This window comes from Nocardioides deserti, assembly GCF_014266025.1.
GTDB lineage: Bacteria > Actinomycetota > Actinomycetes > Propionibacteriales > Nocardioidaceae > Nocardioides > Nocardioides deserti.
In genome coordinates this window covers 324,809-344,735 of sequence record NZ_JACMYC010000003.1, presented here as the reverse complement: position 1 = coordinate 344,735, position 19,927 = coordinate 324,809, and the positions used below count along the sequence as shown (strand labels likewise).

Annotated in this window: 17 protein-coding genes; 12 read left to right on the top strand and 5 right to left on the bottom strand. The window is 73.1% G+C overall.

All coding sequences use genetic code 11. The annotated features are described in order from the left end of the window. The first annotated feature begins 134 nt into the window (after window positions 1-134). The 3 genes from H7344_RS07195 (at window position 135) to H7344_RS07185 (ending at window position 2,357) form a co-directional block, all read left to right on the top strand. Window positions 135-620, top strand: a complete 486-nt coding sequence (locus H7344_RS07195) for a nuclear transport factor 2 family protein (protein WP_186345332.1) — start codon at window positions 135-137, stop codon at window positions 618-620. Further along, a complete protein-coding gene (locus H7344_RS07190; protein WP_186345331.1) occupies window positions 617-1,453 on the top strand; it encodes an SDR family NAD(P)-dependent oxidoreductase in 837 nt (278 codons plus the stop codon). The genes H7344_RS07195 and H7344_RS07190 overlap by 4 nt, the downstream gene beginning before the upstream one ends. Window positions 1,454-1,544: 91 nt before the next feature. Next, window positions 1,545-2,357: an SDR family NAD(P)-dependent oxidoreductase gene (locus tag H7344_RS07185; RefSeq protein ID WP_186345330.1), complete on the top strand. Its 813-nt coding sequence runs from the start codon at window positions 1,545-1,547 to the stop codon at window positions 2,355-2,357. A gap of 75 nt (window positions 2,358-2,432) precedes the next feature. Here H7344_RS07185 and H7344_RS07180 read toward each other — a convergent pair whose 3' ends face one another. Genes H7344_RS07180 through H7344_RS07170 form a run of 3 tightly spaced genes read right to left on the bottom strand, consistent with a single transcriptional unit; the run spans window position 2,433 to window position 5,859 of the window. Continuing rightward, complete coding sequence (locus H7344_RS07180) at window positions 2,433-3,197, bottom strand: enoyl-CoA hydratase/isomerase family protein (RefSeq protein WP_186345329.1); 765 nt, start codon at window positions 3,195-3,197, stop codon at window positions 2,433-2,435. Continuing rightward, window positions 3,197-4,210: an NADPH:quinone oxidoreductase family protein gene (locus tag H7344_RS07175; protein WP_186345328.1), complete on the bottom strand. Its 1,014-nt coding sequence runs from the start codon at window positions 4,208-4,210 to the stop codon at window positions 3,197-3,199. Before H7344_RS07175 ends, H7344_RS07180 begins: the two co-directional genes overlap by 1 nt. Then, window positions 4,207-5,859 carry an AMP-binding protein gene (locus H7344_RS07170; protein WP_186345327.1) on the bottom strand — a complete coding sequence of 551 codons (1,653 nt, stop codon included), beginning with the start codon at window positions 5,857-5,859 and terminating at the stop codon, window positions 4,207-4,209. Before H7344_RS07170 ends, H7344_RS07175 begins: the two co-directional genes overlap by 4 nt. 78 nt (window positions 5,860-5,937) lie before the next feature. Between H7344_RS07170 and H7344_RS07165 the strand changes: the two genes are divergently transcribed. From H7344_RS07165 to H7344_RS07130, 8 genes are read left to right on the top strand one after another with little or no spacing between them, the layout of a single operon-like run. Continuing rightward, window positions 5,938-7,467, top strand: a complete 1,530-nt coding sequence (locus H7344_RS07165; RefSeq protein WP_186345326.1) for a class I adenylate-forming enzyme family protein — start codon at window positions 5,938-5,940, stop codon at window positions 7,465-7,467. Then, window positions 7,464-8,582: a CaiB/BaiF CoA transferase family protein gene (locus tag H7344_RS07160; protein ID WP_186345325.1), complete on the top strand. Its 1,119-nt coding sequence runs from the start codon at window positions 7,464-7,466 to the stop codon at window positions 8,580-8,582. Before H7344_RS07165 ends, H7344_RS07160 begins: the two co-directional genes overlap by 4 nt. Beyond that, complete coding sequence (locus tag H7344_RS07155) at window positions 8,570-9,454, top strand: enoyl-CoA hydratase/isomerase family protein (RefSeq protein WP_186345324.1); 885 nt, start codon at window positions 8,570-8,572, stop codon at window positions 9,452-9,454. The genes H7344_RS07160 and H7344_RS07155 overlap by 13 nt, the downstream gene beginning before the upstream one ends. Beyond that, window positions 9,451-10,497: an LLM class flavin-dependent oxidoreductase gene (locus H7344_RS07150; protein WP_186345323.1), complete on the top strand. Its 1,047-nt coding sequence runs from the start codon at window positions 9,451-9,453 to the stop codon at window positions 10,495-10,497. Before H7344_RS07155 ends, H7344_RS07150 begins: the two co-directional genes overlap by 4 nt. A 59-nt stretch (window positions 10,498-10,556) precedes the next feature. Further along, window positions 10,557-11,735, top strand: coding sequence for an acyl-CoA dehydrogenase family protein (locus tag H7344_RS07145; RefSeq protein WP_186345322.1), 1,179 nt, complete (start codon window positions 10,557-10,559; stop codon window positions 11,733-11,735). A gap of 25 nt (window positions 11,736-11,760) precedes the next feature. Beyond that, complete coding sequence (locus H7344_RS07140) at window positions 11,761-12,885, top strand: acyl-CoA dehydrogenase family protein (protein ID WP_186345321.1); 1,125 nt, start codon at window positions 11,761-11,763, stop codon at window positions 12,883-12,885. A gap of 15 nt (window positions 12,886-12,900) precedes the next feature. Then, on the top strand, window positions 12,901-13,830 hold the full coding sequence (locus tag H7344_RS07135) for an enoyl-CoA hydratase-related protein (protein WP_186345320.1): 930 nt from the start codon (window positions 12,901-12,903) through the stop codon (window positions 13,828-13,830). A 57-nt stretch (window positions 13,831-13,887) separates the two neighbouring features. After that, window positions 13,888-14,901, top strand: a complete 1,014-nt coding sequence (locus H7344_RS07130; protein WP_186345319.1) for an LLM class flavin-dependent oxidoreductase — start codon at window positions 13,888-13,890, stop codon at window positions 14,899-14,901. Window positions 14,902-15,111: 210 nt separating this feature from the next. Here the strand turns inward: H7344_RS07130 and H7344_RS07125 are convergent, their stop codons facing one another. Together H7344_RS07125 and H7344_RS07120 are read right to left on the bottom strand one after the other, a co-directional pair. Then, on the bottom strand, window positions 15,112-17,049 hold the full coding sequence (locus H7344_RS07125; RefSeq protein WP_186345318.1) for an oxidoreductase: 1,938 nt from the start codon (window positions 17,047-17,049) through the stop codon (window positions 15,112-15,114). Next, complete coding sequence (locus H7344_RS07120) at window positions 17,046-17,678, bottom strand: TetR/AcrR family transcriptional regulator (RefSeq protein ID WP_186345317.1); 633 nt, start codon at window positions 17,676-17,678, stop codon at window positions 17,046-17,048. The genes H7344_RS07125 and H7344_RS07120 overlap by 4 nt, the downstream gene beginning before the upstream one ends. A gap of 127 nt (window positions 17,679-17,805) precedes the next feature. On the opposite strand from H7344_RS07120, the gene H7344_RS07115 reads away from it, so the two are divergent. Then, window positions 17,806-19,920: an acyl-CoA dehydrogenase gene (locus H7344_RS07115; RefSeq protein WP_186345316.1), complete on the top strand. Its 2,115-nt coding sequence runs from the start codon at window positions 17,806-17,808 to the stop codon at window positions 19,918-19,920. Window positions 19,921-19,927 lie beyond the last annotated feature (7 nt).

The window sequence follows — 19,927 nt, the reverse complement described above, 5'->3', positions numbered from 1 at the left end:
GTGACCCACCTCACAAACGCTGATAATGAATCATAAGTTCTTCCGAGCGTTCGTCAACCCCCAGCCTTCCGCGGGCGCGCCATTTCTGCTAATGGTTAGCACTATAAGAGTTCGGTTCACGAGAGGCAGCGCGCATGACGACCAGTCCCGACGACCAGGCGGCCCGCCTGACCCGGCTGGAGGAGTGCGCCGCGGCGAGCAACATCCTGCACACCTTCGCCGCCTCGCTCGACGAGCCGGAGATCGAGCGGGTGCTCGCCCTCTTCCGCGAGGACGCCGTCCTCTCCTCGCCGCGCCGCGAGGCCGTCGGCCACGACGAGATCCGCGCCTTCTTCACCGAGGCCTGGGCGGCCGACCCCTCGGAGAAGCGGCACTTCGTGATGAGCCCGCGCGTCACCTGGCTCGACCCCGGCCGGGTCCGGCTCGAGGCCTACTTCTACTTCGTCGGGCGGATGCCTGACTCCTCGGTCCTCGGCTGGGGCACCTACGACGACGTGGTTGACGTGACCGGCCCGGAGCCCCGGTTCGCCCGGATCCGGATGGAGAGCCACCTGCGCACCGACCTCGCCGGGGGCTGGGCCTCGGTCCCCGGCCCCGCCGCGGCGGGAGCCGCCCGATGAGGGGCCTGGTGGGCAAGGTCGTCGTCGTCACTGGCGGCGCCAGCGGCATCGGCCGCGCCTGCGTCGAGCGGTTCGTCGAGGAGGGCTGCACCACCATCGTGGCCGACGTCCAGCGCGAGCCCGGCGAGGCCGTCGCCGACGAGCTGGGCGACCTGGCGTCGTACCTGCACCTCGACGTCACCGACGAGGAGAGCATCGCCGCCCTGGTCGACACCGTCGTGGAGCGGCACGGCCGGCTCGACGTCTTCATGGCCAACGCGGCGGTCTTCGGCGCGATCGGCCCGATCGCCGAGCAGCGCACCCCCGACGTCGACCTGACGCTGGCGGTCAACCTGCGCGGCGTCATCCTCTCGCTCAAGCACGCGGCCCGGGCGATGGTGCCGCAGGGCTCCGGCGTCATCATCACCACCGCCAGCCCCGGCGGGCTGATCGGCGGCGCCGGCCCGCACGTCTACAGCGCCACCAAGGCCGGCATCATCGGCCTCACCCGGTCCGTCGCCGCCGAGCTGCGCCCGCGCGGCATCCGCGTCACCGCCGTCGTGCCCGGCGCCATCGCCTCCGCCATGACTGCCTCCGCGCTGGTCGGCGACGCCGACGACCTCGAGGCGACCGCCGAGCGGATGGCGAAGGGGTCGATGCTCGGCCGCGCCGGACTGCCCGAGGACCTCGCCGGCGCCGTGGCCTTCCTGGCCAGCGACGACGCCGGCTACGTCACTGGCAGCGAGCTCTTCGTCGACGCCGGCTACACCCACGCCAGCGGGGCGGCCTACTTCGCCGGGGAGCAGCACGCCGGCGCCGGCGCCCTCCTCGAGGGCGGCCGCCGCACCTCCTGAGACACCGACCCGCGGTCCGGCCGGCACCCACGCCGGGCGCGGGGACCAGCACACCCCTCCACCACCGACAGCAGCAGGGAAGGCGCGACACATGCTCGGAGACAAGCGGATCCTCATCACCGGCGCCGCCAGCGGGATGGGTCGCGAGATCGCGATCGAGGCGGCCCGGCAGGGCGCCAAGCAGGTCGGGATCGCCGACCTCAACCGGACCGGCCTCGAGGAGACGATCGACCTCGTCAACGCCGAGGGCGGCGATGTCTGCCTGCTCGAGACCGACCTCCGGTCCCGGGAGTCCATCGAGTCGATGGTCACCACCTTCGCCGACTGGGCCGGCGGCATCGACACCCTGGTCAACAACGCCGGGGTGCTGGACAGCAACTTCGTCCCGGCCGAGGAGGTCGGCGTCCACCAGCTCACCGACGAGGCGTGGGAGGCGGTCATGGACGTCAACCTCCGCGCCGTCTGGCTCGCCACCAAGCACGCCTCCCCGCATCTGCTCGAGTCGGATCGCGGGCCCGCGGTCATCAACGCCGCCTCGGTGAGCGGGATGTCGGGTGCCGGGATGACGGCGTACGCCGTGTCGAAGGCCGCGGTCATCCAGCTCACCCGGGTCACCGCCGTCAGCCTCGCCCCTAAGGTGCGCGCGAACTCGTTCTCGCCGGGCTCGATCAAGACCCCGATGAGCGACGCCCACCTCGAGCGCGCCACCGACAAGCTGGCCACGGCCAAGGCGATGTACGGCTCGCACCTGATCAACCGGCGCGGCTACGTCAGCGAGATCGCCAAGGTCGTCTGCTTCCTCGGCAGCGACGACTCCGCCTTCGTCAACGGGGCGAACGTCCCCGTCGACGGCGGCATGATGGCCTGGCGCGGTTCCCGGGAGGTCCAGCCCGACTGGGACTGACGCTGCCGCGCCCCCGGCTCCGTGCGACGGCGCGTCACACGGAGCACGGCGGGGGCCGTCCCGGGAGGGTCCCCGCTACTCGGGCCTGGGGAACTCGGGGCGGCGCTTCTCCAGGAAGGCGGTCGCACCCTCGACCATGTCGTCGCTGCCGATCGCCTGCACGAGCATCCCGAGACCGGTGCTGAAGGAGTCGCGGGCGGCGTTCCACCAGACGTTGGAGCTGACCTTGGTGATCTCCAGGTAGCGCGGGCTGAGCAGCGCGAGCTCCTCGACGATCCCGTCCACGGTGGCGACCAGCTGGTCGTCTGGGACGACCTGGTTGACCAGGCCGAGCTCGAGCGCCTGCTCGGCGGTGTAGCGGCGGCAGAGCATGGCCATCTCCTTGGCCCGCTTCTCGCCGATCTGGATGCCGAGCACGTTGGTGGCGCCCGTGACGGGCGAGCTGCCGACCCGGGGACCGGTCTGCCCGAAGGTGGCCGACTCGGCGGCCACGGCCAGGTCGCAGGCGACGACGAGCTCGTTGCCGCCGCCGGCCGCGGCCCCGTTGACCGCGGCGATCACCGGTCGCGGGCACTGGCGTACGGCGTCGAAGAGGCGCAGCGAGCCCCGGTAGAGGCCGCGCATGTCGGTCATCGAAGGAGTGCCGAGCATGTTGAGCGCGCCGCCGGCGCAGAAGCCGCCGGGGGCGCCGGTGATCACGACCGCCCGGGAGGAGGTGCTCGCCTCGATCGCCTCCACCGCGGCCGCCGACATCTCGGGATCGAATGCGTTGCGTCGCTCCGGTGCGTCGAAGGTGATCCAGGTGGCGTCGCCACGCTGCTCGACGTGGACCTGTCCCATCAGCTGTTCCTCTCGTCGGCCGGCCCGAGGGCCAGCGTGATCTTCCCAAGTCCCCGGCGCGAGTCCAGCTCGCGCAGGGCGTCGCCCGCCTCGGCCAGCGCGAAGCTGCGGCCGTCGACGGGACGGATGAAGCCGGCGGCGTGCCACTCCATCAGGTCGGCCCACTGCCGCGCGGGGTAGTCGGGCTCGTCCTCGATCAGCCTGCCCCAGGCGACGCCGCGCAGGTCGACGTTCCTGAGCAGCAGTCGGTTGGCCGCGATGCTCGGGATCGTCCCCGAGGCGAAGCCCAGGACCAGCACGCGTCCCTCCTTGGAGAGGCAGCGGACCGAGTCCAGGAGCGCGTCGCCGCCGACGGTGTCGGCGACCACGTCGACGCCGCCCGGCCCGAGCAGCTCGTGGGCGGCGGCGAGCCAGCCCGCGGTCGGCACGGTGTCGTCGGCGCCGCACTCCCGCGCCAGGTCGGCCTTCTCCCGGGTCGAGGTCACGGCGACCACGCGGGCGCCGAGGGCCTTGCCGGCCTGCACCAGCGCCGTCCCGAGGCCGCCGGCCGCGCCGTGCACGAGGAGCACGTCGCCTGAGGTCAGCCCGCCGCGCCGGGTCAGCGCGAGGTGGGCGGTGAGGTAGTTCATCGGCAGCCCGGCACCGCTGCGCAGCGAGACCTCGTCCGGCAGAGGGAAGACCAGGCCTGGGGCGGCGACCACGACCTCGGCCCAGCCGCCCACCCGCACGAACGCCGCGACCCGGTCGCCGGCGCGCACGTGCGCGCCGGCCGGGGCCGCGCGGACCACGCCCGCGACCTCGACGCCGGGGCTGAACGGCACCGGGGGCTTGCGCTGGTACTCCCCGCGGCTCATCAGCAGGTCGGGGAAGGCGACGCCCGCGTGGTGGACCTCGATCAGCACGCCGTCCCCGGCCTCGAGGTCGGGCCTCTCGACGAGGCGCAGCCCATCGGGCCCGGTGAGCTCGACGACCTGGACGGCGCGGTGGGTACGACGCTGGCCGGCACCGCTCACGCGGTCACCGTCGCGGCCTCGCGGTCGCGGACGCCGGGCGCGGTCGCGGCCTCCTCGCGCAGCACGTTGCGCCGGATCTTCTCCGACGGGGTGAGGGGCAGCTCCTCGCGGAACCAGACGTAGCGGGGGATTGCGAACTCCGGCACCCGGCCGCGGCAGAACTCCCAGACCTCCTCGGCGGTGACATCGCCGTCGGGGACGATCACGGCCATCACCTCGTCCTCGCCGGCCTGCTGGTCGGCCGGGACGCCGATCACGCCGCACTCTGAGATGGCGGGGTGGGCGAGCAGCGCCTGCTCGACCTCGTAGGAGCTGATGTTCTCGCCGCGGCGGCGGATCGCGTCCTTGATCCGGTCGACGAAGTAGTACCACCCGTCCTCGTCGACCTTGACCGCGTCACCGGTGTGGAACCACAGGTTGCGCCAGACCTCGGTGGTCTTGTCGGGCATGTTGAAGTAGCCCAGCGAGCTGATCCACGGGTGCCTGGGCCGCACGCAGAACTCGCCGACCTCGCCGACGGGCACCTCCACGTCGGTCTCCGGGTCGACGACCACGACGTCGTACCACTTCGAGGCGTTGAGCCCGGCTGCGCCGGCCGGGCGGTCCTCGCCGTACGGCGACAGGATCGGGGTGGTCGTCTCGGTGGTGCCGTAGACCTCCACGAACGCGTCGATCCCGAAGCGCGCCTTGAACTGCTCGAGGATCGCCGAGGCGGTGGGGGCGGCGAAGACGCAGCGCAGCGGCTGGTCGGCGTCGTCGGGGCGCTCGGGCTGCTTCCAGACGAAGTCCATCATCACGCCGAGGAAGTTGGTCACCGTGACGTCGTGCTCGCGCAGCTGGTCGACCCAGCGGCTGGCACTGAACCGGGAGCGGATGACGGCGCGGCCGCCGGCGATCAGCGCCGGGTAGACCGCCATGTACTGCGCGTTGCCGTGGAACAGGGGGGTGACCGAGAGCCAGGTGTCGTCCTCGGTGAACCGGGTCAGGCACCGGGTGATCTCGGAGAAGAAGTTCATCTGGGCGTTGGGCATCGAGACGCCCTTGGAGAGCCCGGTGGTGCCCGAGGTGAAGAAGACCGCGGTGAGGTCACGGGCGTCGGGCTCAGGGCCGTCGAGCCGCTCGGAGGTGGGCAGCGCGTCCCACGGCTCGGCGCGCCAGCCGGCGGCGCGGAGCCGCTCGACCGCGCTGGCGACGTCGCCGACGCTGTCGATCACCCAGAAGCCCTCGACGTCGGTGAGGGAGTCGCGCAACGCCACGAAGCGGTCGGCGAACTCGTCGTCGAGGATGACCCAGCGGGCGTCGACCAGCTGGACCTGGTGGCGCAGGAACTCGCCCTCGTACGCCGTGTTGACAGGCGCCTCGACCAGGTCGCCCACCGCGGTGGCGAACCAGGAGACGACGAAGGCCGAGGAGTTGCGGGCCATGATCACGACCCGGTCGCCCGGCGTCGCGCCGGCCTGGCGGAGCCCGCCGGCGGTGCGGTCGGCGAGGTCCTCGACCTGCGCGAAGGTGAGCTCCCGCTCCTCCTCGGGGGCGATCAGGAAGACCTCGTCACCACGCTTCCGGGCCTGGTGCCGGATGACGTGAGCCCCGGTCCAGCGCGTCCAGTCAGGGTCGGTGGGCTCGAGGTCGTCGTAGGTCCGGGGCATGCGCGGCGGTGCCTCCCTGTTCGCTGGGGTCGTTTCCCGCCAACCATAGCCAAAATCATTGATTATGAATAGGATTGATTGCGAGCAAACGTCCGCCAGGGCGTCGTCGAGCAGCGGAGGTGTGTCGTGGAGGGTGTCGACTCCTGGGTCCGGAAGTGGGCCACGATCAACGCGGGCGGAGCGGCGGTCTCCCACCGCGACGAGCGGCTCACCTGGGCCGACCTGGACCGGCGCGTCGACGTGCTCGCCGACCGGCTTCGCGGCCTCGGCGTCGCCCCGGGTGACCGGGTCGGCTGCCTGATGAACAACTGCGTGCAGTTCGTCGAGACGCTGCACGCGGTCTCGCGGATCGGCGGGATCTTCGTCCCGGTCAACGTCCGATACGCCCCGCCCGAGCTGGCGTTCGCCGCCGAGCACGTTGGCATGAGCATCCTGGTCACCGAGGCGCACTTCGACTCGCTCGTCGAGCGCTCAGGGGTCGACCTGCCGACCCTGCACAAGGAGGAGTGGCCGGCCGACGACGGCACAGCGGCGTGCATCGAGCCGGCGGCCCGCTGGACCGACGACGGCTTCCTGCTCTTCACCTCGGGCACCACCGGCACTCCGCGCGCGGTGCAGCACGCCCACGAGGCGTTCCTGTGGGGCTCGATGGACGCCATCCTGATCCACGCCTACAGCAACGAGGACCGGCTCGTGACCCCGCTGCCCCTCTGCTACACGGGCGGCATGAACGTGGCCACCAGCGCGGCCCACTCCGGCGCCGAGCTGGTGCTGGCGGAGTCCGCGGACCCCGGCCACCTGCTGGAGCTGATCACCAGCCGCCGCGCCACTCTCTTCCATGGCGTGCCGACCATGTGCCAGCGGCTCGCCGACCACCCCGACTGGCCCGCCGCCGACCTCACGTCGCTGCGGCTCGCCCGCACCGGCGGCGCCCCGGTGCCGGCCGCGCTGATGGAGGCGTACGCCGCCCGCGACGTCGCCCTGACCCAGGGCTACGGGCTGAGCGAGTCGGGCGGGACAGGCCTCACCCTCGCGCCGCAGGAGTCGCACGAGTTCGGCAAGGCCGGCCGGCCGTCGTTCTACCTGGAGGCCAAGGTCGTCCACCCCGAGACCGGCGAGGACCTGCCCGCCGGCGAGGTGGGTGAGATCCTGCTCCGCGGGCGCCAGCTGATGCGCGGCTACTGGAACGAGCCCGAGGCGACCGCCAAGGCGATCCGCGACGGCTGGCTGTGGACGGGCGACCTCGGGGCGGTCGACGAGAAGGGGCTCTTCTCGATCACCGGCCGCTCCAAGGAGCTGATCGTCACCGGCGGACTCAACGTGTATCCCGCCGAGGTCGAGCACGTGCTGATCGCGGCCGAGGGCGTGCTCGAGGCCGCCGTCATCGGAGCTCCCTCGGAGAAGTGGGGCGAGGAGGTGGTCGCGGTCGTGGTCATCGAGGACGGAGCGGCGCTCGAGGAGGCCGGGCTCATCGCCTTCTGTCGCGAACGGCTCGCGGACTACAAGTGCCCCAAGCGCGTGGTGCTCAGCCGCGAGAACCTGACCCGCACCGCCTCGGGCAAGATCATCAAGCGCGAGGCCGCCAAGCGCCTCGAGCCCGTCGCATGACCGCGCCCGCCCAGGGGGAAGGGCCGCTCGCCGGGCTGCGGGTCGTGGAGCTGGGGGGGATCGGCCCCGGCCCGCACGCCGCGATGGTGCTCGCCGACCTCGGTGCCGAGGTGGTCCGGGTCGATCGGCCGACCGACGAGGCCGGGGCTGCCCGCGGCCGTCGCGACCAGCTCCTCCGCAACCGTCACTCGGTGACCGCCGACCTCAAGGACGCCGGCGACCTCGCGCGGGTCCAGGATCTCGTCGCCCGGGCCGACGTGCTGCTGGAGGGGTTCCGTCCCGGCGTCACGGAGCGGCTAGGCCTGGGTCCCGAGGAGATGCTCGCGCGCAACCCGCGGCTGGTCTACGGCCGGATGACCGGCTGGGGCCAGAGCGGCCCGTTCGCCGACGCCGTGGGCCACGATCTGAACTACATCGGCGTCACCGGGGCGCTCGGGGCCATCGCCCGGTCCGGCCAGCCGCCGACCGTCCCGCTCAACCTCGTGGGGGACTACGGCGGCGGCTCCATGCTGCTGCTCGTGGGCGTGCTCGCCGCCCTGTGGGAGCGCGAGCGCTCCGGGCGCGGCCAGGTGGTCGACGCGGCCATGGTTGACGGCGCCTCCCTGCTGGTCCAGGCCTTCTGGAGTCTCCGCGGGCGCGGCGAGTGGCGGGCCACCCCCGCGAGCAACGTGGTCGACGGCGGCGCCCCCTTCTACGACGTGTACCGCTGCGCCGACCGCCTCGACGTCGCCGTCGGCGCGCTGGAGCCGCAGTTCTACGCCGCGCTCCTGGCCGGGCTGGGGATCGAGTCCGACGAGCTGCCCTCGCAGTACGACCGGGACGGCTGGCCGGCGACCAAGGGCCGGTTCGCTGAGCTCTTTCGTTCCCGTCCGCGCGCGGAGTGGCTGGAGGTGTTCGACGGCACCGATGCCTGCGTGACGCCTGTGCTCGGCTTCGACGAGGCCAAGCAGCACCCGCATCTGGTGGAGCGGGGCACGTTTGTCGAGGTCGACGGCGTGGTCCAGGCCGCGCCGGCGCCGCGGTTCTCCCGGACGCCGGCGAGCACCCCCCGCCCGCCGCGGCCGACCGGTGCGGACAACGCGCGTGTGCTCGAGGAAGGGACGTGGTGGACGTGACCGTCCAGGAGCCGTCGGCGCAGGACGCGAGAGGCGAGCGCCCGTCGCTGCACGAGTGGGCACGCCCCTGGGAGACGCTCGGCGTCTCGGTCGCGGCGGGCGTCGCCGAGGTGCGCCTGGCGCGCGCCGACCGGCTCAACGCGCTGGACTCACGGACGCGCGCCGAGCTGGCCTCGCTCTGGCCGGGGCTGGCCGCCGACCCGTCCGTGCGGGTCGTGATCATGACGGGGGAGGGCCGGGCCTTCTCGGCGGGCGCTGACTTCACAGAGCTCGCCCGGGCCGACCGTGTCCCCGGCGACGGCGCGCGCGACGCGCGCCGCGCGTCGGGCGACTACCTGCCGAGCCCGGTGCTCGAGGTGCCGGTGTTGGTGGCGGTCAACGGCCTCTGCCTCGGCGGGGCGCTGCGCTTCGTCGCCGATGCGGACGTGGTGCTCGCTGCGGAGGACGCGTGGTTCTCCGACCCGCACGTGTCGCTCGGCCAGACGAGCGGCCCGTGCGCGCTTCAGCTCGCCGCGCGCGCCGGATCGGCCGCGGTGGCGCCGCTGGTGCTGGCCGGGGCGGCGTACCGGATGGACGCCCGGCAGGCCCAGGCCGTCGGGTTGGTCAGCGAGGTCGTGCCCGGCGAGCGGCTGCTCGAGCGCGCGCACGACCTGGCCCGCATGATCGCGGCGCAGTCGCCCACCGCCGTCCGCCGCACGCTGGCGCTGCTGCGGCGGCGTACCCGCGCCCAGGTAGAGGACCTGGTGCCCGACGCCTGGGCCGCGATCGACGAGATGTGGGACCACCCCGACGTCGCCGAGGCGTCGGCCGCCCGCGCCGAGGGTCGGTCGCCGATGTGGGCCGACCCCGTCCCCGCCGAGGAGGAAGCATGAGCACGCAGCGCGACCGGGAGATCTCCTTCGGCTTCGGGATGGTGACCGCCCAGCACGACCCCCGCGACCCACGCACCGACGCCGACCTCTACGCCGACGTCCTCGACCTGTGCGTCCTCGCCGAGGAGCTCGGGTTCGACTCCGCCTGGCTCTCGGAGCACCACTTCGTCGACGACGGCTACATGCCCAGCCTGCTCCCGGTCGCCGCGGCGATCGCCGCACGCACCACCACGCTCACGGTCGCCACCGGGATCCTGGTCGCGCCGCTGCACGACCCGGTGCGGCTCGCCGAGGACGCCGCGACGGTGGACCTGCTCTCCCGCGGGCGGCTGCTGCTCGGGATCGGCGCCGGCTACCGCGACGAGGAGTTCGCCGGGCTCGGCCGGAGCAAGGAGGGCCTGGGTGCTGCCATGGACCACACCCTCGCGGTGCTCCGCGGCGCCTGGGGTGGCGGCACCGTCCAGGGAGGCCCGGACGCCGCGCCCGTCTCCGTCCACCCGAAGCCGTTCCGGCCAGGGGGACCGCCCATCTGGATAGGCGCGCGCACCAGGGCCGGCATCCGGCGCACTGCCCGCGCCGCCGACGGCCTGCTCGCCGCGCGCGTCGGTCCCGAGGAGATGGCCGCCCAGGTGTCGACGTTCGTCGACGAGGTGAAGGCGCAGGGGCGCGACCTGTCCGAGGTCAGCGTCGGTGTGCACTGCCCGGTGCTGGCCTGGCCCGGCGACGGCGCCTGGGACGTGGTGGAGCGCCACCTCCACTACTCCGAGTGGAAGTACAAGGACATGGCAGAGCCGTTCGGTGGCCGCGCCGCCGGCCCCGGGGCTCCACCCGAGCCGACCGCCCAGGTCCGCGCCCGGCTGCGCCAGGGCGCCCTGGTAGGGACACCTGAGGAGGTCGCGGCCGGGGTCTCCGCGTACGCCGACGCAGCGCAGGGGTTGGACTTCCACTTCATCCCGCGCCTGTACTGGCCGGGGATGGATCCCGGCGTGCAGCGGGAGGCGATGCGGGTCTTCGCCCACGACGTGATGCCGGCTGTCCATTGACCTCGGATCCAAGTTGGATAATGATAAGCATGAATTGACTCCGGCAGGGAGGACCTGAGGTGCACATCTCGTACACGCCCGCGCAGGAGGAGTTCCGACGCGAGATCCGGGACTACTTCCGTGCGTTCATCACCCCCGAGGTGCGGGCCGCCTTCGACAACTACGAGGACGCCCAGGACTCGGCGTACCGCGACGTGATCCAGCGGCTCGGGCAGGACGGCTGGCTTACGGTCTCGTGGCCCGAGGAGTACGGCGGCCGTGGGCTGTCGCAGGTGGAGAGCTACATCTTCTTCGAGGAGACCCAGCACCTCGGCGTCCCGATGCCGTGGCTGACGCTCAACACCGTGGGGCCCACCCTGATGGCCTTCGGCAGCGACGAGCAGCGCGCCTCCTACCTGCCGAGGATCGCCGCCGGGGAGATCCACTTCTCCGTCGGCTACTCCGAGCCCGGCGCCGGCAGCGACCTCGCCTCGCTCAAGACCCGCGCCGTGCGGGACGGCGACGAGTACGTGATCAACGGTCAGAAGATGTGGACCAGCCTGATCCACCACGCCGACTACGTCTGGCTCGCCACGCGCACCGACCCTGAGGCCTCCAAGCACGCCGGCATCTCGATCATCATCGTGCCGACCGACAGCCCGGGCTTCAGCTGGACCCCGATCCACACCCTGCGCGGCGGCTTCACGAGCGCCGGCTACTACCAGGACGTCCGCGTCCCCGTGACCAACCGAGTGGGGGAGGAGAACGAGGGCTGGCGCCTGATGACCTCCCAGCTCAACGCCGAGCGGGTCGCGATCTCGCCCGTCGGTGCCGTCTCCCGCAAGCTCGAGGCCGTCCGCGAGTGGGCCGCCGGGGTCAAGACCGCTGAGGGGCGGCGCCTCCTCGACGAGGAGTGGGTGCAGCTCAACCTCGCCCGCGTCCACGCCAAGCTCGAGTACCTCCAGCTGATGAACTGGAAAGTCGCTTGGGAGACCGACGGCCACGACGTGCGGCCGGCCGACGCCAGCGCGGTCAAGGTCTTCGGCACCGAGTTCTACGTCGAGGCCTTCCGGCTGCTCATGGAGGTCATGGAGTCCGACGCGCTGTTGGTCAACGGCTCTCCGGGCGCCGAGCTGCGCGAGTCGCTGGAGTCGGCGATGCGCTGGGCCGTCCTGATGACGTTCGGCGGCGGCACCAACGAGGTGCAGCGGGAGATCATCGCGCGCACCGGCCTGTCCCTGCCCAAGCAGCGGCGCTGAGCGCGGACCAGAAGGAGAGAGAGCGATGGACTTCACCCTCAGCCCCGTCACCGAGGCGCTGCGCGACCTGGCCACCGAGATCCTTGAGGACCGGTCGACCCCCGACCGCCTGGGTGCGCTCGCCCGCGAGGGGCGGTGGTGGGACCTCGACACGCACGCCCGGTTGGTCGATGCCGGCGTCGTCGGCGCGGTCGTGCCCGAGGAGCTCGGCGGCGCCGGGCTCGGCTACCTCGACCTGCACCACGTGCTCCTCGCCGTCGGCGCCACCGTCGCGCAGGTGCCGCTGTGGGAGGACGTCGTGCTCGGCGCCCTGCCCCTGGTCCGGCACGGCAGCCCCGAGCAGCAGCAGCGCCTGCTTCCCGACCTGGTCGCCGGGCGCACGCACCTCACCGCCGCGCTGCTCGAGCCGGGCTCGGCCGACCCGCTGCGCCCTGAAACGACCGCCCGTGCGACCGGGGACGGCTGGGAGGTCAGCGGCACCAAGACCCAGGTCACGCTCGCCCCCGAGGCGACCCGGGTGCTCGTCGCGGCCCGCGTCGCCGAGGGACCCGGCACCGTGCTCCTGCTCGTCGACCCGACCGGCTCCGGGGTCAGCCTCGAGACCCAGGAGACGGTCGCCGGGCGGCCCACCAGTCGGATGACGCTCGAGACGGTCGCCGTCGGCGCCGACGACGTGCTCGGTACGGCCGGCAGCGACTCGCCGCTGGAGGACGTCGTCCTGCACGCCTCCGCGGGCCTCGCCTCGATCGCCGCAGGGGTGGCCGGACGCGCGCTGCGTCTCGCGGCGTCGTACACGTCGGGGCGGGATCAGTTCGGCCAGCCGCTCGCCACCTTCCAGGCCGTGCGCCAGCGGCTCGCCGACGCCTACATCGACGTCGAGGCCATGCGACTCACCTCGCTCCAGGCCGCCTGGCGACTCGACGCCGACCTCGACGCCCAGGACGCCGTCCAGGTGGCGAAGTTCTGGGCCGGCGACGCCGGGCACCGGGTCGTGCACACTGCCCAGCACGTGCACGGCGGGATGGGCATCGACCTCGACTACGAGCTGCACCGCTGCTACCGGATGGCCAAGTGGGTCGAGTTCACCCTCGGCGCGGGCAACCAGCAGCTGCGGCACATCGGCCGCCGGCTCGCCGAGCAGACCGCCTGAGGAGGAGAACAACCCATGACCACCACCCAGGGCGCGCCCCGGGACGCGAACGGCGGCGACGCCGGGACGGCGTACGAGACCGTCGAGGTCGACGTCGACGGCGCGGTCGCCACCATCACGCTCAACCGTCCCGACCGGATCAACGCGCTCAGCCCGCAGCTGCGCGCCGACCTCGAGGCGGCACTCGCCGACCTCAAGCCCGGCGACGCGGTGCGGGTGATCCGGATCCGCGGCGCCGGCCGCGGTTTCTGCTCCGGCTACGACATGGACAGCGGCTCGTCGATCTACAAGATGGCCCCCGGGACCGGCGAGCAGGCCGAGCCGCCCGCCCCCGGCACCCGGTCGATGGTGGAGCTCGGTGAGTCCTCCGTGGTCCTGGACCGCGAGCGGATCCGGGAAGGCATCGAGCGGTGGCTGGCGATGATGAGCTACCGCAAGCCGATCGTCTCCCAGGTGCACGGCTACTGCCTCGCCGGCGGTCTCGACCTGATCGGCGTCACCGACGTCGTCTACGCCGCCGAGGACGCGAAGTTCGGCCACCCCGCCGGTCGCGGCCTCGGCATCCCACCGACCCTGGGGCTGCTGCCGCAGAAGATCGGACTGGCCCGCGCCAAGGAGTTCTTCTTCACCGGCGACACCGTCGACGGCGTCGAGGCCGAGCGGCTGGGCATCGTCAACAAGGTCTTTCCCGCCGACCACCTGGACGACGCCACGATGGCACTGTGCCGGCGGATGGCCCAGGTGCCGCTCGACGCGCTCACCCTGCACAAGAGCGTGATCAACCGATGGGGCGAGATCATGGGGATGCGCCTCGGCGCCCTGGAGGGCGCCGAGTTCGACGCCCTCTTCCACGTCACCCCCGCCAGCGTGGAGTTCGGGAAGATCTCGGGCTCCCAGGGCCTGCGCGAGGCGCTCGCCTGGCGCGACGGCCCCTTCCGCAGCTGACCACGCGCGGGCCCGCCGGGTCCGCGCCCCCGCCGTACCGCCACCCCCGGAGGAACCATGGCCCTCAAGTTCGGCCTCGCCCTGCAGAACGACTTCCCGTCGGAGGTCTCGCCCGCGTCGAGGATGGGAGAGCTGCGCGAGCAGGTCCGTGCCGCCAGCGCCTCTGGCATCTCCTCGGTCTGGGTGCTCAACCACTACCTGGGCAACATGCAGACCTTCCAGCCCGTACCGATCCTGGCCGCGCTCGCCGAGCACGCCGGTGACATGCAGCTCGGCACCAACATGTTCATCCTGCCGCTGCACCACCCGGTCGACGTGGCCGAGCAGTTCGCCTCGCTCGACCAGATCAGCAACGGCCACGCCGTCGCTGGCTTCGGGATGGGCTACCGCAGCAACGAGTACGACTCGTTCGGCATCCCCATGGACGACCGGGTCGCCCGCTACGAGGAGGGCGTCGAGCTGATCCGCCGCCTGTGGTCGGGCGAGGAGGTCGACTTCGAGGGCCAGCACTTCACCGTCAAGGGCGAGAGCATCGGCATCCCACCGGTCCGGGCCGGCGGCCCCCCGATCTGGGTCGGCGCGGGCGTGCACAAGGCCGGCGCCCGCCGCGCCGCCAAGCTCGGCGACGCCTGGATCGTGCCCCCGCACGCCGAGCCCGAGAAGCTGCGCACGATCCTCGCCTTCTACCAGGAGGAGCGGGAGCGGCTCGGCCGCGGCCGCGCCCAGGAAGTCGTCGTCCGCCGCGAGCTGGTGCTCGACCCTGATGCCGAGAAGGCACGCGAGGTCGGCCTGACCGCCCGCGGCGCCAACACGGCGGCGTACTCGGCGTTCGAGGCCCCCGACAAGACCGACAGCTACCGCCACCTCAAGGGCAAGGACGGTCTCGAGGACGTCGCCGACAAGTCCTACCTTTTCACCGACCCCGCGACCGCGGTCACCGCGCTCAAGGAGCTGGAGGAGATCGGCATCACCAAGGTGATCCTGCGGATGCAGTGGTACACCCTCGAGACCGACCGCATGCTCGCCACCCTCGAGCAGTTCAAGAACGAGGTGCTCCCCCACTTCCAGTGAGGGCGCCCTGACGCGCCAGGACCCGCGGCCTACCCGGCCCGGGGGTCCTCGCGCGTGTGTCGCGGGTGCGCCTTCGTGGTGGTGGGGACGGCGTTTGGCGTGCCGGTGTGGCGCAGGTGCGTGATTGCGGTCGCAGGGGCCGTCGATCGCTACCGGAGGGGTTCGTGCAGCCGTGGAGCCAATTGGTGACCCCTGGCTGCACGAAGGTGCTCACCAGGTGCCGACGAGCTCGTAGGCCTGGCGGGTCGCCCAGACGAGGCGGCGGGGGGCGTAGGCGTCGCCGAGGACGTGGGACTCCACGCCGGCGGTGAGGAGCTCGTCGTGCAGGTCGGCCACGGGGGTGCCGGAGCAGGAGAGGACGACGGAGTCGATCCCCTCGAGGGTGCGCACCTTGTGGGAGTAGACGTGCCGGACGTCGACCCGGCCTTCCTCGATCCGGCTGACCTGTTCGTTGGCGCGCAGCTCGACCCCGTGGTCGTCGAGGCGGCCCAGCGCCGAGCCGAGCAGGTAGCGGCTGACCAGGGGGGCGGGGGTCGACGTGCCGTGGACCAGGGTGACCCGGTGGCCGCGCTCGCCGAGGAAGTCGGCGACAGCCAGAGGGGCCAGGTGGTCGTCGTGGGCGACGACGAGGACATGCTCGCCGAGCTCCGGGCCCCCGAGGAGGACGTCGACGCCCTGGTGCACGTGCGGCAGCTCTCCGCCGGGGATCCCCGGGGAGCGTGGGGTGGCGCCGGTGGCGACGACGACGGTGTCGGCCCCGTGCTCGCGGACCGCCTCGGCGGTGCCGCGCCGGCCGCGCTCGACCTTCACCCCGACCCGGTCCAGCCGCCGCTCCTGGTAGGCCAGGTAGGCGGCGTAGTCGTCGTACTTCGGCGCACGGGTGGCGACGGCGAGCTGGCCGCCGAGGTGCTCCTGGGCCTCCCAGAGCTCGACCTCGTGGCCGCGCTCGGCGGCCAGGGCGGCGGTCTCCAGGCCGGCGGGCCCGCCGCCGACGACGAGGACGCGACGTCGCCGGGTGACGGGGTCGGGCAGCTGAGTCTCGCGGCCCGCGGTCGGGTTGACCGCGCAGGAGAAGGTGAGCTTCTCCATCAGCAGTCGGCTGATGCACTCGTTGCCGCCGACGCAGGGGCGGATCTCGTCCTCGCGGCCCTCCCGGGCCTTGCGCAGCAGCTCGCCGTCGGCGAGGTGGGCGCGGGCCATCCCGACCAGGTCGGCGTGGCCGGCGGCCAGCACCTGCTCGGCGACCTCGGGCGAGGTCACCCGGCCGGTGTAGACGACCGGCAGCGAGACGGCCTTCTTCACCTCGCCGGCGAGGTGGGCGAAGTCCAAGGCTTTGTGGTGGTGGGACTGGATGTAGCTGGGGTTGCCCCACGGGCTGCCGATCGCGCAGCTGAGGTAGTCGACCACGCCGCTGGCCTCGAGCGCGCGGGCGATCTCGACGCCGCCGGCGACGTCGTACCCGCCGGGCTCCTCCTCGCGCAGGTTGAGGCGTACGCCGACCACCTTGCCGGGGCCGACCGCCTCGCGGACCGCGCGGAGCACCCGCAGCGGGAAACGAAGCCGGTTTTCCAGGGAGCCGCCGTACTCGTCGGTGCGCTGGTTGGTGAGCGGGGAGAGGAAGTACTCCAGCATGTCGTCGTGGTTGAGGTGGATCTCCACCCCGTCAGCGCCGGCGGCGCGGACCTGCTCGGCGCCGTGCCGGTACTCCGCGACGAACCAGTCGATCTCGTCGCGGGTCAGGGGGTGCGGCACGAGGTTGATCACCGGGCCGCTGACCACGGGCGAGGCGCCCTGCGGCATGCCGCCCTGGAGGATCATCTGGACCGTCATCACGGTGCCGTCGGCGTGCAGGGCCTCGGACAGCCGGCCCACCCGGTCGACGAACCAGGGCTGCCGGAAGTGGCCGTGCACCTGGGCGCCGACCCCGGTCGGCTCGAAGCCCGGCGGGATGATGTTGCGGACGTGCGCCGAGACGCCGTCGACCCAGCCGGCGCTGGTCCGGGCGGCCCAGTAGCCGATGTGCCGCTCCGCCTCCTCGTCGCTGCCCCAGAGGGTTGAGACCACGTGGCCGTGCGGCGGCAGGACCACGCGGTTCTTGACCTCGAGCGGGCCGAGGCGGAACGGGGTGAAGAGGTGCTCGTAGGTCATGCGGGGCTCTCCTGTCGGGTGGCGGAGCTGCTGGCCGCACGGGCGGCGGCCAGGACGAAGTCGACGAGGTCGTGGGCGTAGCGGGAGCGGGCGGCGGCGGCGCGGCCGCGGAGCCGCTCGGGGACGGCGACGGGCCGGAGCATCGCGGCGCCGCAGAGGGTGTCGATGACGAGGGTGACCGGGGCGTCCGCGGGAAGCTCGCCCCGCTCGACGGCGCGGCGGACGATCCGGCGGGCGGCCGCGACCTGGGCGGCGCGGACGTCGCGCCAGCGCTCGGCGATGCCGGGCGTCACCTCCGACTCGACGGTCATCCGGCGGGCGGCCAGGCCGTGCCTGCCTTCGTAGAGGTCGAGGAGCAGCTCTGCCAGCGCCAGCAAGTCGTCGCGGACCCGGCCGGTGTCGATCTCGGCGATGGGGGCGAAGGCGTGCGCGACCGCATCGGTGAGCAGCTCCTCCTTGCTGCGCCAGCGCAGGTAGACCGAGGCCTTGCCGACGCCGGCCTCCCGAGCGACCGCCTCGATGCTGAAGCCGGCCCAGCCCTGGCGGGCGAAGACGGCGAGGGCGGCAGCCTCGACCCGCCGGTCGACCTCGGGGTCGCGGGGCCGGCCGCTGCGCTCGGTGCTCGGCATCGGGTCCTCCTGCTCGGACGGTGTTGACAGCGGCGCGTGACGACGCCCACTATCTATGATCATGTACGAGACGCGTTCAGGAAGTCAACGGTCCGGGGGCAGCGGGAACGGCGCCGAGCAGGAGGCCATGCGCGACTTCGCCGCCTCGGTCGCCGGCACGTTGGGCAGCGCCGGTGCGGGGCTGTGGCCCGACGCCGTCGCGGCGCCCACCGGCGACCTCCTGAAGCTGCACGAGGCGGCCGCCGAGCAGGGCTGGTTCGAGCTCGGCCCCGAGGGTGCGCTGGCCTTCCTGGTCGCCGCGTCCCGGGAGCTCGGTCGGCGGGCGTGCCCGCTCCCGCTCGCCGACGCGTACGTCGCCACCCAGGTGCTGCCCGACGAGCTGGCCGCGCAAGTCGGCGAGGGCGGGCTGTGGGTCGTGGTCTCCGAGGTCGGTCCCGATGCGGACGGCGGGCACGGCCCCCTCGAGGGCGCCCAGCACGCCACGCACCTCCTGGTGCTCGACGCCGTGGCCGGCCGCGGCGAGCTGCGCCCGGTCACCGGCACGACCCCCGAGGAGGGGCTCGCCGTCCCGCCCTGGGTCCGGGTCGCCACCGGCGACCCGGTCGCGCAGATCGACGTCGGGCCGGCCCGGCTCCGCGCGCTGCTCGACGCCCAGCGGCTCGCGGTCGCGGCCCGGGCGGTCGCGGCCGGGGCGCGGATGCACGAGCTCGCGGTCGAGCACGCCGTCGTCCGGCACCAGTTCGGGAAGCCGATCGGCGCCTTCGGGGCCGTCCAGCAGCGGACCGCCGCGACCCAGATCGACGTGATGGCTGCGACCGCGCTGGTCGACCAGGCGGTCCAGGTGGCGCTGGCCGCCGGCGCCGGTGCGATCGAGGACGCCGAGGTCGTCGCCGACGCCGCCCTGGCCGCCGACCTGGCGGTCCGGCTGGTCGTCGACACTGCCACCCGCATCGGCTTCGGCGCCCAGCACACCCTGGGCGCGATCGGCTTCTTCGAGGAGCACGAGGCCTCCTCGCTGTTCCGCCGCGTGCACGCTGACAAGCTCCTGCTCGCCGCCGGCGCCCGCGACGGCGTGGCCCGCGCGCTGGTCCACGACGGGCGCGGCCTGCCTCGCCTCGACCTGGGCGAGCGGGCCGAGGCCTTCCGCGCGGAGGTGCACGCGCTGCTCGCCCGGCACATGACCGACGGGGTGACCGACCCCGAGGGGCTGCGCGAGGAGATGAGCCGGCTCGGCTGGTTCGCCCTCGGCTGGCCGGCGGCCGATGGCGGGCTCGGCGCGAGCACCGAGGAGCAGGTGGTCCTGCACGAGGAGCTCAAGTACGCCGGCGGCCCGGTCGACCGCGCGATGAGCGCGACGATGCTGCTGGGCCACTCGCTGCTGCGGCACGGGACGCCGGAGCAGAAGGAGGCGTTCCTGCCGCTGATTCGGGAGGGCCAGATGGCCTTCTGCCTTGGCTACTCCGAGCCCGAGGCCGGCTCCGACCTCGCCTCCCTGCGGACCCGGGCGGTCCGCGACGGCGACGAGTGGGTGATCGACGGCCAGAAGAGCTGGACCACTCGCGCGCAGACCGCCAGCCACGTCTGGCTGGCGGTGCGCACCGACCCGGACGCCAAGCCGCGGCACGCCGGGATCACGATCTTCTTGGTACCGATGGACACCCCGGGGATCGAGGTGCAACAGCACGTCGCGCTCTCCGGCGAGGTCTCGTGCACGGTCTTCTACGACGGCGTCCGGGTCCCCGATTCGGCCCGGGTCGGGGAGGTCGGCGGCGGGTGGCGGGTGATCACCGACGCGCTGGCCGCCGAGCGGGTCGTGATGGGCGGGGTAGCCGCGACCATGCGCCGCAACCTGGACGCGCTGCTCGCGGTGCTGCGCCGAGCCCCCGAGCGGGTGGCCGGGGCCGATCTGGCCCGGCTCTCCTCGCTGGCCGCCCGGCTCCAGGCTGCGCGGGTGCTCGTCGTCCGGGCGACCCGCGCGATGGAAGGGACCGAGGCCCGGACTGTCGGGCCCGTCGCCGCCGTGCTCAGCGGGGAGCTTGCCGAGGAGCTGGCCGAGGCCGCGATCGAGCTGCTCGGCCCGGCCGGCGCGCTGGCCCCCGGGACCCCGGACTCGCCTCAGCCAGCCGGTGCGGTCAGCTTCGACGCCGCCCTGCGGGTGGCGCCGATGTACGTGATCGGCGGCGGCACCAACGACATCCAGCGCGGCATCATCGCCCGGGCGCTGGGCCTGCCCCGCGAGTAGGAGGAGA

Coding starts and splice junctions, on each gene's coding strand:
- H7344_RS07160 (WP_186345325.1), top strand. CDS start 7,464: ATGACCGCGCCCGCCCAGGGGGAAGGGCCGCTCGCCGGGCTGCGGGTC.
- H7344_RS07180 (WP_186345329.1), bottom strand. CDS start 3,197: ATGGGACAGGTCCACGTCGAGCAGCGTGGCGACGCCACCTGGATCACC.
- H7344_RS07115 (WP_186345316.1), top strand. CDS start 17,806: ATGCGCGACTTCGCCGCCTCGGTCGCCGGCACGTTGGGCAGCGCCGGT.
- H7344_RS07135 (WP_186345320.1), top strand. CDS start 12,901: ATGACCACCACCCAGGGCGCGCCCCGGGACGCGAACGGCGGCGACGCC.
- H7344_RS07140 (WP_186345321.1), top strand. CDS start 11,761: ATGGACTTCACCCTCAGCCCCGTCACCGAGGCGCTGCGCGACCTGGCC.
- H7344_RS07195 (WP_186345332.1), top strand. CDS start 135: ATGACGACCAGTCCCGACGACCAGGCGGCCCGCCTGACCCGGCTGGAG.
- H7344_RS07125 (WP_186345318.1), bottom strand. CDS start 17,049: ATGACCTACGAGCACCTCTTCACCCCGTTCCGCCTCGGCCCGCTCGAG.
- H7344_RS07170 (WP_186345327.1), bottom strand. CDS start 5,859: ATGCCCCGGACCTACGACGACCTCGAGCCCACCGACCCTGACTGGACG.
- H7344_RS07190 (WP_186345331.1), top strand. CDS start 617: ATGAGGGGCCTGGTGGGCAAGGTCGTCGTCGTCACTGGCGGCGCCAGC.
- H7344_RS07150 (WP_186345323.1), top strand. CDS start 9,451: ATGAGCACGCAGCGCGACCGGGAGATCTCCTTCGGCTTCGGGATGGTG.
- H7344_RS07120 (WP_186345317.1), bottom strand. CDS start 17,678: ATGCCGAGCACCGAGCGCAGCGGCCGGCCCCGCGACCCCGAGGTCGAC.
- H7344_RS07130 (WP_186345319.1), top strand. CDS start 13,888: ATGGCCCTCAAGTTCGGCCTCGCCCTGCAGAACGACTTCCCGTCGGAG.
- H7344_RS07185 (WP_186345330.1), top strand. CDS start 1,545: ATGCTCGGAGACAAGCGGATCCTCATCACCGGCGCCGCCAGCGGGATG.